At 32.0% G+C, this 15,849-nt stretch carries 15 protein-coding genes and 1 riboswitch; of the genes, 13 read left to right on the top strand and 2 right to left on the bottom strand.

All coding sequences use genetic code 11. The annotated features are described in order from the left end of the window. Positions 1-6 precede the first annotated feature (6 nt). Positions 7-1,158 (bottom strand): efflux RND transporter periplasmic adaptor subunit, encoded by a 1,152-nt coding sequence (locus tag LNP27_RS11940; RefSeq protein WP_229941827.1) that lies wholly within the window; start codon positions 1,156-1,158, stop codon positions 7-9. A 26-nt stretch (positions 1,159-1,184) separates the two neighbouring features. Beyond that, complete coding sequence (locus tag LNP27_RS11935; protein ID WP_229941826.1) at positions 1,185-1,673, bottom strand: GbsR/MarR family transcriptional regulator; 489 nt, start codon at positions 1,671-1,673, stop codon at positions 1,185-1,187. A gap of 305 nt (positions 1,674-1,978) precedes the next feature. Between LNP27_RS11935 and LNP27_RS11930 the strand changes: the two genes are divergently transcribed. The 13 genes from LNP27_RS11930 to LNP27_RS11870 all read left to right on the top strand — a co-directional run bounded on the left by LNP27_RS11930 (position 1,979) and on the right by LNP27_RS11870 (position 15,780). Further along, positions 1,979-3,208 (top strand): HD domain-containing protein, encoded by a 1,230-nt coding sequence (locus LNP27_RS11930; protein WP_229941825.1) that lies wholly within the window; start codon positions 1,979-1,981, stop codon positions 3,206-3,208. Positions 3,209-3,248: 40 nt separating this feature from the next. Beyond that, entirely contained in the window at positions 3,249-4,259 is a 1,011-nt protein-coding gene (gene lpxD / locus LNP27_RS11925; protein ID WP_229941824.1) for a UDP-3-O-(3-hydroxymyristoyl)glucosamine N-acyltransferase, read from the top strand. A gap of 25 nt (positions 4,260-4,284) precedes the next feature. Next, on the top strand, positions 4,285-5,670 hold the full coding sequence (locus tag LNP27_RS11920; protein WP_229941823.1) for a bifunctional UDP-3-O-[3-hydroxymyristoyl] N-acetylglucosamine deacetylase/3-hydroxyacyl-ACP dehydratase: 1,386 nt from the start codon (positions 4,285-4,287) through the stop codon (positions 5,668-5,670). 88 nt (positions 5,671-5,758) lie between these two features. Then, the gene (lpxA, locus tag LNP27_RS11915) at positions 5,759-6,544 is read left to right on the top strand and encodes an acyl-ACP--UDP-N-acetylglucosamine O-acyltransferase (protein ID WP_121925176.1); all 786 of its coding nucleotides are present in this window, start codon (positions 5,759-5,761) and stop codon (positions 6,542-6,544) included. A gap of 102 nt (positions 6,545-6,646) precedes the next feature. Next, positions 6,647-7,213 (top strand): elongation factor P, encoded by a 567-nt coding sequence (gene efp, locus LNP27_RS11910; protein ID WP_229941822.1) that lies wholly within the window; start codon positions 6,647-6,649, stop codon positions 7,211-7,213. 133 nt (positions 7,214-7,346) lie between these two features. After that, complete coding sequence (locus tag LNP27_RS11905) at positions 7,347-8,276, top strand: UDP-3-O-(3-hydroxymyristoyl)glucosamine N-acyltransferase (protein ID WP_229941821.1); 930 nt, start codon at positions 7,347-7,349, stop codon at positions 8,274-8,276. 1 nt (position 8,277) lies between these two features. Continuing rightward, entirely contained in the window at positions 8,278-8,640 is a 363-nt protein-coding gene (locus tag LNP27_RS11900) for a nuclear transport factor 2 family protein (RefSeq protein WP_229941820.1), read from the top strand. 97 nt (positions 8,641-8,737) lie between these two features. Further along, the gene (gene sucD / locus LNP27_RS11895; RefSeq protein WP_229941819.1) at positions 8,738-9,610 is read left to right on the top strand and encodes a succinate--CoA ligase subunit alpha; all 873 of its coding nucleotides are present in this window, start codon (positions 8,738-8,740) and stop codon (positions 9,608-9,610) included. A 211-nt stretch (positions 9,611-9,821) separates the two neighbouring features. Further along, complete coding sequence (locus LNP27_RS11890; protein ID WP_229941818.1) at positions 9,822-10,244, top strand: hypothetical protein; 423 nt, start codon at positions 9,822-9,824, stop codon at positions 10,242-10,244. 123 nt (positions 10,245-10,367) lie between these two features. Further along, positions 10,368-10,466, top strand: a riboswitch (SAM-I-IV-variant riboswitch). A gap of 57 nt (positions 10,467-10,523) precedes the next feature. Then, positions 10,524-11,846, top strand: coding sequence for a Na+/H+ antiporter NhaC family protein (locus LNP27_RS11885; RefSeq protein ID WP_229941817.1), 1,323 nt, complete (start codon positions 10,524-10,526; stop codon positions 11,844-11,846). A gap of 174 nt (positions 11,847-12,020) precedes the next feature. Beyond that, positions 12,021-12,767, top strand: a complete 747-nt coding sequence (fabG, locus tag LNP27_RS11880; protein WP_229941816.1) for a 3-oxoacyl-[acyl-carrier-protein] reductase — start codon at positions 12,021-12,023, stop codon at positions 12,765-12,767. Positions 12,768-12,835: 68 nt separating this feature from the next. After that, complete coding sequence (locus tag LNP27_RS11875) at positions 12,836-14,863, top strand: hypothetical protein (RefSeq protein WP_229941815.1); 2,028 nt, start codon at positions 12,836-12,838, stop codon at positions 14,861-14,863. A 20-nt stretch (positions 14,864-14,883) separates the two neighbouring features. Continuing rightward, positions 14,884-15,780 carry a LysR family transcriptional regulator gene (locus LNP27_RS11870; protein ID WP_229941814.1) on the top strand — a complete coding sequence of 299 codons (897 nt, stop codon included), beginning with the start codon at positions 14,884-14,886 and terminating at the stop codon, positions 15,778-15,780. Positions 15,781-15,849 lie beyond the last annotated feature (69 nt).

Below are 15,849 nucleotides of genomic sequence, written 5' to 3'. Positions count from 1 at the left end.
TGAATATTATTTTTTAGCTGGAGCAGCATTTGTTTTTACTAATTCTTTAGCTGTAGGAGCTACAGTTTTTGCTATTGCAGATTGATTTACTTGTTGCGGAACAATCTCTGTGTCGTTTTTTAATTTTGATGCACCTTCAACAACTACAATATCACCTTCAGAAAGTCCTTCAGTAACAATAAAGTTTAAATCAGATGTTCCGTTTGTAGTAATAATTTTAGATTGTACCTTATTTCCTTCTCCTACAACAAAAATCATTTGTTTTCCTTGAACTTCAAAAACAGCATTTTGTGGTACAACAACAACATCCTTTTGAACAATTGGCAAACGAATAATCCCGCTATTTCCACTTCTCAAAATTGCTTCAGGGTTTTTGAACTCGGCTCTAAATTGCGTTGTTCCCGTTGTTGGATTGACCAAACCATTCATGGTAACAATTTTACCTTTTTGGTCATATTCAGAGTTGTCAACTAAAAGCAATGAAACTTCTGGAACTGATTTTAATTTTTCAGCCGTTGTCGCACCTTTAAAAGTTTTATTAAAGAGTAGCAATTGCTTTTCATTCATTGAAAAGTAAGCACGTATTATTTTGGTATCTGATACAGTAGTCAAAGGCATTTCGCTAGTTGAATTAACTAAACTTCCTTCACGAAAAGGCAAACTACCAATAACTCCATTTACAGGAGAAACGATTGTCCCAAAACCAATATTTGAAGCAATACTTCCGTAAGCACTTTTGGCTTGAGCTAATTTTGCTTTAGCAGTTTCCAGTTGAACATTACTGATGATTTTACGATCTACTAGAGGTTTCAATCGGTCTACTTCCACCTGAGCGGCTTGAATCATAGCTTTGGCAGCAGAAGCATCTTGGTTTAATGTTTGGGTTTCTAGTTTGAAAAGCAATTGTCCTTTTCTTACTACTTGTCCTTCATCAACATATATTTTTTGAATGAATCCAGTTACTTTAGGACGGATTTCCACATTTTGTTGGCCTTCAAGATTGGCTGTGAATTCTTGATAAACAACAGCATCCTCTGTTGAAATGGTTTGAACTGGAAATGGAGCAGCAGTTGGAGCTGGCATTTGGTGTTCTTCTTTTTTACCGCATGAGGCTAGAATTAGCAATACAAATAAAGTAAATATCGAATTTTTTTTCATTTTTATTCTTGAGTTTGGATTTATATTTAGTGATTATTTTCTTCTATTATTTTAAATTTTTCAATGGTTTTGATCAAAAGTTCTTCGACTTCGCAAATGTGCGTTTTGTAAGCTATTATGTCCTCCATATTGTATCGTTCTTCTGAACAGGTAATTGTTTGCTCACGATAATGAATTAATCGGTCTAAAATTGTCTTTTCAAAATCCACTAGTTTGATATAGTTTGCTAATCTTTCACTGAAGGGAGATGGCTTGAAATATTTTTTTCGGTCACCTGCAACAGTGTAATAGGTTATTTTATCCATTTTTGATAGCAAATTCAAATTAGTAGAAACAGAACTTTTACTAGCTTTCATTTTCGCCACTATTTCTTCAAAAGTTAACCCTGTCTTGCATCCATCGATTATTAATAATCCAAGAATTCTAGAACCTAGAGGTGGTAAATTATATAATAATTCAAAATGATTTCCGAACATTTCAATCAGTTCTTCTCGTTCTTTTTGTATTGTTGTCATAATTTTTTTTGCAAAAGTAGAGTTAGTTCGGAGTTTTGCGAACTAAACGAACTTAAAGTTATGTTAATTTTTTAACGTTTTTTTTCTTGCATTTTTTTATGAAGGCTTCAATGAAATTAGATTTCAGTTTTTAAGTATTTTATTTTGGTGTAGTTACGATAGAGTTTGAGTTAGATTCTCCGTATAAAATCGATACAAAAGAGAATTTTAAAAAGATACTTTTTTCTAACCATCAATCCGTTTGGTTTAAGCTTTCTAATTTGAGACCTAATTTCCTTATATTTGTTGACCTAAAAAATAGAGTAGTGAGTCAAATCAATAAGCTTAAAATATTCAATGATCCCATTTATGGGTTTATTAGCATTCCAAATGCCTTAATTTACGATTTAATCCAGCATCCTTATTTTCAACGTTTGCGCCGTATATCGCAAATGGGATTGTCGTATTTAGTCTATCCTGGAGCAAATCACACTCGTTTTCATCATGCTTTGGGCTGTATGCACTTAATGCAAAAAGCCGTTGATGTACTTCGTTTTAAAGAGGTTGTCATTTCGCCTGAAGAGGAAAATGCTTTATATATTGCGATTCTATTACATGATATAGGACACGGACCATTTTCACATGCAATGGAAAAAAGCATTGTTGAAGAGGTTCATCACGAAGAAATTTCATTGCTGTTTATGAATCAACTGAATGTTGAATTTAAAGGCAAGTTAGATTTAGCGATTCAGGTTTTTAAAGGAGAATATCATCGTAAATTCATGCTTCAGTTGATTTCCAGTCAACTAGATATGGATCGAATGGATTATTTGAAACGCGATAGTTATTATTCGGGTGTTGCTGAAGGAAATGTGAATTCAGAACGATTGATTCAGATGATGAATGTCGTTGATGATTATTTAGTTATAGAAGAAAAAGGAATCTACTCTGTAGAGAAATTTTTAATGTCGCGACGCTTAATGTATTGGCAAGCGTATTTGCATAAAACGAGCTTAGTGGCAGAATTAATTTTGATGAGAATCTTAAAACGCGCCAAAGAATTAACGCTTAAAGGAGTTTCATTGCCATGTAGCGAACCGTTATTGTTTTTTATGCAAAATAAAGTAGCAATAGAAACATTTGATGCGCAAACCTTAGATTTATTTGCTCAGTTAGATGATTTTGATATTATAGGAGCTTTAAAATCCTGGCAAAAAAATGGTGATTTTATATTATCTACGTTAAGTAAAATGATCGTTAACCGAGATTTATTAAAAATAAAATTAAGTAGTGAAAAAGTAGCGAATGAGGAATTGCTGCCATTGAAAGAGCGTTTTGCTGCAGAAAATGAAATTTCTATTTTAGATACGAGTTATTTTATTTTTAAAGGAAAAATAAAAAACCAAGCTTATGATAAAGAAGTAGAACCCATAAGAATTTTGAAAAAAGACAATACTGTTGAAGATGTGATTGAATCATCGGATCAACTGAATTTAAAATCATTATCGAAATCAGTAACCAAGTATTACATCTGTTTTCCAAAACAACTGTTATAAAAACACCATTTAAAATCTATTTTTTTATATTTTTGTCGCGATGAAATTTACAGCAGAACAAATAGCAGGTATTTTACAAGGAGAAGTTGTTGGGAATCCAGCGGTAGAAGTTTTTCGATTGTCAAAAATCGAGGAAGGTAGCGATGGTTCGCTTACTTTTTTGTCAAATCCTAAATATCTTAATTATATTTACTCCACTAAAGCTTCGGTAACAATTGTAAATGATACATTTGTCGCTGATACTGAATTAACTACTACACTTATAAAAGTTCAAGATGCTTATGCAGCATTTTCTAAATTATTAGCCTATTATAATGAAGTAAAGCAGCATAAAAGTGGTATTGAACAACCTTCATATATTGCACCAACTGTTATATATGGTGAAAACCTTTATTTAGGAAGTTTTAGTTACCTTGGCGAAAATGTAGTTATAGGTAATAATGTAAAAATTTATCCAAACTGTTTCATCGGAGATAATGTAGTATTAGGTAATAATGTTACCTTATTTGCTGGTACAAAAATTTATTCAGAAACAATTATTGGAAATAATTGTACAATTCATTCAGGAGCTGTTATTGGTTCGGATGGTTTTGGATTTGCGCCAAATCCTGATGGAACCTACACTAAAATTCCTCAGATTGGTAATGTAATTATTGAGGATAACGTTGATATAGGTTCGTGCACTACAGTTGATAGAGCAACAATGGGCTCAACTATTATTAGAAAAGGAGTTAAATTAGACAATCAAATTCAGATTGCCCATAATGTCGAAATAGGTGAGAATACTGTAATAGCTGCTCAAACCGGTGTTGCAGGTTCTACTAAAATTGGTAAAAATGGAATGATTGGTGGGCAAGTTGGGATTTCAGGTCATTTACACATTGGCGATAATGTCCGCATTCAGGCTCAATCAGGTATAGGAAAGAATATTAAAGATAATGAGATCTTGCAAGGTAGCCCTGCATTTGCATACAACGACTTTAGTAAATCGTTTGTTCATTTTAAGAACTTACCTAAAATTGTTGCAGAAATAAAAGAATTAAAGAAATAAATATTAAACCAAAAAAATGGAAACAATGGTTAAACAGAAGACCATCAAGAAGGAAATCTCACTTACGGGAGTTGGACTGCATACTGGTAAAGAAGTAAAAATGACTTTTAAACCTGCTCCGGTGAATAATGGTTTTACCTTTGTTCGAGTAGATTTAGAAGGGCACCCTATTGTCGAAGCTGATGCAAACTATGTTGTAAATACGCAAAGAGGAACTAATTTAGAAAAACTTGGAGTTAAAATTCAAACTCCAGAGCATGTTTTAGCTGCATTAGTTGGTTGTGATTTAGACAATATAATTATCGAATTGAGTGCTTCGGAACTTCCAATCATGGATGGTTCTTCTAAGTTTTTTGTTGAAGCCATCGAAGCAGCAGGAATCGAAGAGCAAAATGCTAAAAGAAACGTATATGTTGTCAAAGAGGTTGTTTCTTTTACCGATGAAGCATCAGGAAGTGAAATTTTAGTAATGCCAAGCGATCATTATTGTGTAACAGCAATGGTTGATTTTGGTACTAAAATTTTAGGAACCCAAAATGCAAATATGAAAAGTATTGGCGATTTCAAAACTGAAATTTCGCAATCTAGAACATTTAGCTTTTTGCATGAATTAGAATTTCTTTTAGAAGAAGGTTTAATAAAAGGTGGTGATTTAAATAATGCTATTGTTTATGTTGACAAAGAAATTTCTGCATCTACGATGGAGAAATTAAAAGTCGCTTTTGATAAAGAAGAAATAACGGTTAAATCCAACGGAATTTTAGACAACCTAACTTTACATTATCCAAATGAAGCAGCAAGACACAAACTGCTAGATGTAGTCGGGGATTTAGCTCTAATAGGTACAAAAATACAAGGTAAAATTATAGCTAATAAGCCAGGACATTTTGTAAATACTCAGTTTGCAAAGAAAATGGCTAAAATTATAAAAATTGAGCAAAGAAATTTTGTTCCAGTTTATGATTTAAACGCTGAGCCTTTGATGGATATTCATAAAATCATGGCGGTTCTTCCTCATAGACCTCCATTTTTGTTCATTGATAGAATCATTGAAATGTCTGAAAGTCATGTTGTAGGTATGAAAAATGTAACTATGAATGAAAATTTCTTTGTAGGACATTTTCCTGAAGCTCCAGTGATGCCCGGTGTTATAATTGTTGAAGCAATGGCACAAACGGGTGGAATTCTAGTTTTAAGTACAGTTCCAGACCCTGAAAATTATTTGACTTATTTCATGAAAATTGACAATGTTAAATTCAAACAAAAAGTGTTGCCGGGGGATACGTTGATTTTTAAATGTGATTTGATAACTCCCATCAGAAGAGGTATTTGTCACATGCAGGCAAATGCTTATGCAAATGGTAGATTGGTTGCTGAAGCGGAATTGATGGCACAAATTGCAAAAAAATAAAAGATTTGGATTTAAAACGTTTCAGTGATATTTGATAAAAATTGATTTGCGTTTTATTCTGATAAATATAAAATATAAATAATAGCTGATGAATCAACCACTAGCATACGTACATCCAGGCGCTAAAATAGCTAAAAATGTAGTTATTGAACCATTTACAACCATTCATAATAACGTGATTATTGGAGATGGAACTTGGATTGGGTCTAATGTAACAATAATGGAGGGAGCAAGAATTGGAAAAAATTGTAATATATTTCCAGGCGCAGTAATTTCAGCGGTTCCACAGGATTTGAAATTTGGAGGAGAAGATTCTTTAGCGATAATTGGCGATAATTGTACTATTAGAGAATGTGTTACGATCAATAGAGGAACTATTGCATCAGGTCAAACCACTATAGGTGATAATTGCCTTATTATGGCAACGGCACATATTGCTCATGATTGTCATATTGGTCACAACGTAATTATTGTAAACGGTGTACTTTTAGGAGGACATGTAACCGTTGGTAATCATGCAATTATTGGAGGATTATCTGCAGTACATCAATTTATAAGTATTGGTGATCATGCGATGATTTCTGGAGGTTCACTTCTAAGAAAAGATGTGCCACCTTATACAAAGGCAGCCAAAGAGCCTTTGTCCTACGTTGGGATTAATTCAGTAGGTTTAAGAAGACGTGGATTCACATCTGAAAAAATCAGAGAAATTCAAGGAATCTACAGAATTTTATACCAAAAAAATTACAATACCACTCAAGCTTTAGGTATTATTGAAGCTGAGATGGAAGCCACACCAGAAAGAGATGAAATTATCGATTTCATCAGAAATTCTTCTCGTGGAGTAATGAAAGGGTATTCAGGGAATTATTAAAAAAAAGATTTGGCTCTCGGCACTTAGCTATTAGCCTTAAAAATAAATAATCAAATATAAATCGCTAACAGCCAAGGGCTAACAGCCAAAAGCAAATTATAAATGGCATCTACATCAGATATTAAAAACGGATTATGCATTAAGTTCAACAATGACATCTATAAAATTGTTGAATTTCTTCATGTGAAACCAGGTAAAGGACCTGCTTTTGTTAGAACAAAACTAAGAAGTTTAACTAATGGAAGAGTATTAGATAATACCTTTTCTGCAGGACATAAAATTGAAGAAGTACGAGTTGAAAACCATAAATTTCAGTTTTTATATCCTGAAGGTGATGAGTTTCATTTTATGAATGCAGAAACTTTCGAACAAATTACATTAAATAAAAATATTTTAGATTCTCCTGGTTTATTGAAAGAAGGAGAAAATGTAATGATAAGTATCAACACAGAAACTGATTTGCCTCTTTCAGTTGATATGCCTGCTTCAGTTATACTTGAAGTTACCTATGCTGAACCGGGAATTAAAGGGAATACTGCAACTAATGCTACTAAATCAGCGACTGTTGAAACAGGAGCGTTAGTAAATGTTCCTTTGTTTATCAACGAAGGTGATAAAATTAAAATTGATACAACTTCTGGAAACTACATGGAACGCGTAAAAGAGTAATTTTAATTAAGATAATTTGTCAATGAGTCAATTAGAAAATTTTTAAATAAACACAATTTTTCGATTTGTTTTCTAGCTGACTCATTTACTAATTGACTCATTTTCTAATTGACAAATTTTCTAATTATAAAATATGAAATTCCCAAAAGTTTACTCTTTAGAAACGATCGCAACTATTATTGGCAGTGAATATGTTGGTGATGCCAATTTTCCGGTAACAGGAATGAACGAAATTCACGTTGTTGAAGCAGGCGATATTGTTTTTGTAGATCATCCTAAATATTATGATAAAGCTTTAGATTCTGCAGCTACCATTATTTTAATTAATAAAAATGTGGATTGTCCGGATGGAAAAGCATTGTTGATTTCAGAGGATCCGTTTAGAGATTTCAATAAATTAACAAAATACTTCAAACCTTTTCAATTTTCAAATGCTTCTATAGCTACTTCAGCTTCTATAGGTCACGGAACTGTTATTCAGCCTAATACATTTATTGGGAATCACGTTGTTATAGGAGAAAATTGTTTGATACATTCTAATGTTTCTATTTACGATCATACTGTAATTGGTGACAATGTTATCATTCATGCAGGAACAATTTTGGGAGCAGATGCTTTTTATTATAAAAAAAGAGCGGAAGGATTTGATCAATTGCTTTCTGGAGGAAGAGTCGTTATTGAGGACAATGTTGGTATTGGGGCACTTTGTACTATCGATAAAGGAGTTACTGGCGATACAAGAATTGGAGAAGGAACAAAAATTGACAATCAGGTACATGTTGGACATGACACTGTGATTGGAAAAAAATGTTTAATAGCATCTCAAACTGGAATTGCTGGTTGTGTAATTATTGAAGATGAAGTTACACTCTGGGGACAAGTAGGAACTACTAGCGGAATCACAATAGGAGCTAAGGCCGTTATTATGGGACAAACTGGAGTTACCAAATCTGTTGAAGGAGGTAAATCATATTTTGGTACTCCAATAGAGGAATCAAGAGAAAAATTGAAACAGCTAGCAAATATCAAAAAGATTCCTGAACTATTAAATAAAATAAAATAATATGTCTGCTAAAGAAATCGTTAAAAAGTTTTATAAATCAGATGCCTTAATTGACAGTGAGGTAATGAAAGATTATTTGCATCCAGATGTACTTGTTGAATGGAATAGCAGTACAGGTTTTGTGGAGCATAATTATAATTCATTATTGGATTTATCCAATGATTTAAGCAAAGCATATGTTCGTTCTAAGGTTCGAATTAGTCATATTATAAGTGAAAATGATATGGTTTCGGTACGATATGATCATTTTGTAAAAACGATTGAGAACCCAAGAGAAGAAATGTTATTGGCACATTTTTTCATTATTTGGCAAATAAAAGACAGTAAGTTGTTTCGTGGCTATCAAATAAGCCAATTATACTAATTTAGTGTCAAAAATTTGAATAGTGAATGCCAATTTAGTGCTTACTATTTTATACTTTTGCATTACGATTTTAAAAACTACATAAAAAAAATATATCATGAGTGTTTTAGTTAATAAAGATTCCAAAATAATTGTTCAAGGTTTTACAGGAAGTGAAGGAACTTTCCATGCTTCTCAAATGATTGAGTATGGAACTAATGTTGTTGGTGGTGTAACTCCAGGAAAAGGTGGAACAACTCACTTAGACATACCCGTTTTCAATACTGTAAAAGATGCTGTTGAACAAGCAGGAGCTGATACAACTATCATTTTTGTACCACCAGCTTTTGCTGCTGATGCAATAATGGAAGCTGCTGATGCAGGAATCAAAGTAATTATTGCAATTACTGAAGGAATCCCTGTTGCTGACATGATAAAAGCAAACAGTTACGTTAAAGAAAGAAATGCAAGATTAATTGGTCCAAACTGTCCAGGAATTATTACTCCAGGGGAAGCTAAAGTTGGTATTATGCCAGGTTTTGTTTTCAAAAAAGGAACTATTGGAATTGTTTCTAAATCAGGTACCTTAACTTACGAAGCTGCTGACCAAGTGGTGAAACAAGGTTTAGGAATAACTACTGCTATCGGAATTGGTGGAGATCCAATCATTGGAACTACAACTAAAGAAGCAGTTGAATTATTGATGAATGACCCAGAAACGGAGTGTATCGTAATGATTGGTGAAATTGGTGGACAATTAGAAGCGGATGCTGCTCATTGGATCAAAGCGGATGGTAACCGTAAGCCAGTTGTAGGTTTTATTGCAGGAGTTACTGCTCCAGCAGGACGTACAATGGGACATGCAGGTGCTATCGTTGGTGGATCTGATGATACTGCTGAAGCCAAAAAACAAATTATGAGAGAATGTGGTATTCACGTAGTAGATTCTCCAGCTGAAATTGGTAAAAAAGTAAAAGAAGTTTTAGGATAATCTTTTTCTAAATTAAATATTTTAAAAGCCTCACATTTTGTGAGGCTTTTTTATTATAGAATCGAATTAAAGAATACCTTTGCACTTTATTAAAAAAACTGTTTTACAGATTAAATTTTAATAAATAACAAACGTAAACGAATGGTTTAGATGATGCTCCTCATTTTGTGAGTTTTATTTATGGAGACCAATTCAAATAAAAATATAATATATGTACAAGGAATTAGAAAAATTCAAAGTTACCAATCAGTTTTCATTTACAACAGAAGATAGCTTAGCAGAAGTTTGCAATGCTTCAGAAGGATCTGGTGTATTTTTGGTTTATGCAGTTGGAGAAGCAAAAGAGTTAATTATGGTTGGTTCTACTGGAACTGTTCAAAATGACGGAACTTTGAAAATTAAAAATGGTGGTTTAAATGACAAAATTGTTGAAGGACACCAATTTGCTAAAACAGGAAGAAAATATTCTTGGCCAGCACAAATGAAAAAAGAGGATATTACTACACTTGAAGTAGTTTGGTATGAGACTTTTAATAACGATTCTAAGGTAATTCCAACATTTGTAGAAGCACAAGTTTTACAGAATTTCTTGGACGAGAGCGGAAGATTACCAAAATGGAATGTAGCCTTTTAAGCTATTTCCGTAAAAAATACATTTACATTTCAAAAGGCTTTACTTCGGTAAAGCCTTTTTTGCATTAAATTCATAAATATTTTTTTTTAGTTGTTTTTATAATAGAATAAGTGCTATTTTTGCCACCGTTATCACGAATCTCTTAAATGGAGATAGCAACCTGCAACAACGAGCAAGGTGCTAAAACGATAAGCCAAATCCTTTGGAAAAAATGTTGCTTTTTATTCCTGTTTTGCCTTTTTGTTTTTCGTCATATACCTTTAATTAAAAAAAATGATTATGACTAAACATGGTGAAAATAATGGTAATCCATTCGCATTAATTCCTTTATTTATATTTATTGCAACTTTTTTAGGTGTTGGTATTTGGCTAGATGACTTTTATGCTTTTCCATCACCAATTGCTGTTTTAATTGGTATAATTGCTGCATTCTTACTTTTTAAATCTTCTACAGAAGAGAAAGTCAATACGTTGATTACAGGCTGTGGTGAAAGTAAAATTATGACTATGTGTCTTATTTATTTACTGGCTGGTGCATTTGCAGTGGTGAGTAAAGCTACTGGTGGAGTAGATGCAGTGGTAAATTTAGGAATAAACAATATAGATGTTGCTTATTTTCCTTTAGGTATATTTTTAATTGCTGCATTTTTATCTACTGCGACAGGTACTTCTGTGGGAGCAATTGTTGCCATTGGTCCTATTGCAGTGAGTTTAGCTGACAAAAGTGGTGCCTCTTTACCTTTGATTTCGGGTGCATTATTAGGAGGTTCTATGTTAGGTGATAATCTTTCGATGATTTCAGATACCACTATTGCTGCAACGCAATCTTTAGGTTGTAAATTGAAAGATAAATTTAAAATTAATTTATTTATTGCTTTTCCTGCTGCTTTAATTACGATTCTAGTCTTTTTTTATTTGGGTTTAAATTCTGAAGTTGTTTCAGTTGAGATACCTAAAACTGATTTTAATTGGATTACTATTATACCATATCTACTGGTCATTGTGTTAGCAGTTTCGGGACTTAATGTGTTTTCTACTTTAATTATAGGAACGTTGTTAGCGGGGCTAATTGGTTATTTTGGAGGTAATTTTACGCTTTTGGTTTTTGCCCAAAAAATATATGAGGGTTTTACCAGTATGACTGAAATTTTCTTACTTTCGATGCTTTCTGGTGGTTTAGCAGCGATGGTGGATAAAGCGGGCGGAATTGATTATGTTTTGTACCAAGTTAAAAAGCGAATCAAAAGCAAGAAATCAGCGCAGACAGGAATTGGTGCTTTAGTTGGATTGACAAATTTAGCAATCGCTAATAATACAGTTTCTATTGTGATTACAGGTAGTATTGCTAAAGAAATAAACGATGAATATAATTTGAGTGCAAAGAAAACGGCGACAATACTTGATATTTTTTCATGTGTTATTCAAGGAATTTTACCTTATGGTGCACAAGTGCTGTTGATTTTAAGTTTTGCCGATGGAAAACTTAATTTTTTAGATTTGATTAGTAACGCATGGTATCACTTATTCTTATTTATATTTACATTAATAGCTATTTATGCTAATTTTTGGGACAAATGGGTGAATCGAATCATTAAAATCTAAAAGCTGCTATTTATATCAATGTAAATGGATTTGAATTTTTTTTAAAAAAGGAAATATTATATATTTGGCAGATATAAAATAGCCCTGATAGAAGTGAAAATCCCACGCTTTTGGGCGTGGATTGTAGCGGATAGCAGGAATAGCTTCAAATAAAAATTAAACTAAGTTTTGAATATGAAATTACTAGAAGGAAAAGTAGCTATAATTACAGGTGCAAGCCGCGGAATAGGTAAAGGAATTGCAGAAGTTTTTGCAAAACACGGTGCAAATGTTGCTTTTACATACAGTTCGTCTGTAGAATCAGCTATGGCATTAGAAAATGAATTGAACGCACTAGAAATTAAAGCGAAAGGATATCAGTCTAACGCTGCTGATTTTAACGAAGCGCAAATTCTTGTTGATGCTATTTTAGCTGAATTTGGAACTGTTGATATTTTGATTAACAATGCCGGTATTACCAAAGATAACTTGTTAATGCGTATGTCTGAACAAGATTTTGATCAAGTAATGGATGTAAACTTGAAATCAGTTTTCAATATGACAAAAGCAATTCAGAAAACATTCCTTAAAAAACGTGCTGGGTCGATCATCAATATGAGTTCAGTAGTTGGAGTTAAAGGAAATGCTGGTCAAACGAATTATGCTGCTTCTAAAGCAGGAGTTATAGGTTTTTCTAAATCGGTAGCATTAGAATTGGGATCGCGTAATATTCGTTGTAATGTAATTGCTCCGGGATTTATTGAAACTGAGATGACTGCTAAATTAAATGAAGATGTGGTAAAAGGATGGAGAGATGGAATTCCATTGAAACGTGGCGGAACTACTGAAGATGTTGCTAATGCTTGTCTTTTCTTCGCTTCAGACATGAGCGGTTATGTAACTGGTCAGGTTATGAATGTTTGTGGAGGAATGCTTACTTAATAAAAAGTGATCTGTTTTTAGTGCTCAGTAATTAGAACTAAATACAGATTTCTTAATACTACTGAAATATGACAACAACTACGCTTCTATTATTAGTTCTTTCAATATTAATAGCGGGTGGTTTATCCCATTTTCAATATATTTTCAAAGCCAAAAACAAATCTAAAGTGAATTTGTTTTTGGCTTTTTTGCGTTTTTTAAGTATTTTTTCGATTTTATTATTGCTTATAAATCCAATAATAACCAAGAATACTTTAGAAATTGTAAAAACACCTTTGGCTTTAGTGGTAGATAATTCCAATTCAATTTCATTTTTGAATGTCAATAAAGAAGTAGTAGAATTGCATAAAAAAATTAGTGGTAATACTGCTATTCAAGATAAATTTGATGTGCAATCGTATCAATTTTCAGAAGATTTCGAACCTTCAGAAACTTTTACTTTCAAAGGCACACAAACTAATATAGATGTTGTTGCTAAAAATCTAAAAAGCATTTATAAAAACACCAATTATCCAACAATTTTGATTTCGGATGGTAATCAAACTTCTGGGAATGATTATGTGTATAGTTTTGGTACTGAAAACAAAGTGTATCCATTAATTGTAGGCGATACAACGACTTTTTTAGATTTAAAAATTAACCAACTGAATGTAAATAAGTATGCTTTTCACAAGAATAAATTTCCTGTTGAAGCATTTTTAAGCTATTCAGGAAGTATAATTGTAACAGCTGATTTTGTTATTTCACAAGGAAATTCCATACTCAGTAAACAGAAAATTTCATTTTCAGGTAATAAAAAAACGGCTACTGTCAACATACTGTTACCTGCTGACAAAATAGGAATTCAAGTTTTTAAAGCCACTATTTTATCTTCCGAAAAAGAGAAAAACAGTTATAATAATACGAAGAACTTTGCGGTCGAAGTCATTGACCAAAAAACAAATATTGCGGTAGTTTCAGCAATTAATCATCCTGATTTGGGAGCTTTAAAAAGAGCAATTGAATCTAATGAACAACGTAAGGTAACTATAATTAAACCAAACGATATTAAGTTGTTACATGGTTATAATGTATTAGTTTTATATCAGCCTACAACAGAATTTAAAACGCTTTTTGACAATAACAAAATAGCTGGGATAAACACCTTTATTATTACTGGAAACAGTACTGATTTTAATTTTTTGAATCAGCAACAGAACAATTTAAACTTTAAAATGAGCGGACAAAAAGAAGATTATTTGTCTGTTTTTAATCCGCAGTTTAACTTATTTGCAATTGATAATATCGGGTTTGAAAATTTACCTCCATTACAAAATGCTTTTGGATCCGTTACCCTAAATGGTTCACTATCTGTTTTACTTTCGTCCAAAATCAGAAATATAGAAACTAATATTCCTTTACTAGCTTTCGCAGAAAATCAGAATAAGCGTACTGCTTACCTTCTTGGTGAAAATAGTTGGAAATGGCGATTGCAAACACATGTAAAAAATCAATCTTTTGAAAGATATGATGTTTTTGTAGATAAAATAATACAGTTTTTAGCAACAAGTACAGGAAAGAAATCATTGGTTGTAGAACACGAACGTTTTTATAATTTTGGCGAAGCAATTGAAATTTCAGCTCAATATTTTAATAAAAATTATGAGTTTGATGAAAAAGCACGTTTAACAATTGCAGTTACTGATACAAAATCGAAACAAATTAAAAATTACGATTTATTAAAAAGTACTAATTATTATAAAGTTAATCTGGATGGACTTAAAGCTGGCAACTATAGTTTTATTTTAAAAGAATTAAATTCCAATACTATTTATTCGAGTAGTTTTGAAATTCTTGATTTTGATATTGAAAAGCAATTTGTGAATCCAGATATTGAAAAATTAACTCAATTAGCGATGCAAGCTAATGCAAAAGCTTATTTTCCTAATGAGGTTGACGAATTAATTAAAAGTTTATTAGAAAATAAAGAATATAAGTCAATACAGAAAAATGTAGTGGCTAAAACTCCTCTAATTGATTGGGTTTGGCTATTGATTTTTATTTCTGTTTCACTCGCAACAGAATGGTTTGTTCGTAAATACAATGGTTTACTTTAATAAATCAAAACAGTACAATTATGGATTTTAGACTAAAAGTTTTTTATACTGTGGCGAACCGTTTGAGTTTTACAAAGGCGGCAACCGAATTATTTATAACACAACCTGCAATTTCTAAACACATACAGGAATTAGAGGAACAATATAAAATCAAACTTTTTGAGAGAAACGGTTCTAAAATTTCACTGACTGACGCTGGCGAAGTATTACTAAAACACAGCAAGAATATTTTTGAAATTTATCGGGAAATAGATTTCGACATGAGTTCACTAATTAATGAAAGAACTGGATTACTAAGAGTAGGAGCAAGCACTACTATTTCTCAATATATTATTCCACCACTTTTAGCTCGTTTTCATAAGAAAATGGAAAATATCAAAGTGAATTTACTGAATGGAAATACAGAACAAATAGAAAGTGCTTTATTAAACAAAGAAATTGAAATTGGAATTGTTGAAGGACAATCTAAAAATAAGTCTATTAAATATACCCAATTTTTAAAAGACGAATTAGTTCTAGTTTGTAAAAGTTCCCATTCGCTGTTAAACAAAGACGAATGCACTCCAGAGGATTTAAAGAAAATGAATTTTTTAATTCGGGAGCAAGGTTCTGGAACACTTGAAGTTATTGAGCACGCTTTGAAATCATTGGAACTCAAATTTTCAGATTTAAATATTGAAATGCAATTAGGAAGTACTGAAAGTATAAAATCGTATTTGCTAAACTCTGATTGCGTTGCTTTTATGTCAATTCATGCTATTGAAAAAGAGCTAAAAAATGACGAATTGACCATTCTAGATGTAAAAAATCTAAGTTTGGAACGTTATTTTTATATTATTAACCTTCAAGGAAAGAACGATTCTCTTTCTAATCTATTTATTAAAATAATTTCTAGTTACTATAACTTGGAGTTATAGTAGATTGCTTATTTTGATTATCAAATGTTACAAAATCTGCAGACCTTTGTAGAGTCATAATTAAATAAC

Origin of the sequence: Flavobacterium galactosidilyticum (genome assembly GCF_020911945.1) — a bacterium.
Classification (GTDB): domain Bacteria; phylum Bacteroidota; class Bacteroidia; order Flavobacteriales; family Flavobacteriaceae; genus Flavobacterium; species Flavobacterium galactosidilyticum.
This window is presented reverse-complemented; position numbering and strand designations above follow the sequence as displayed.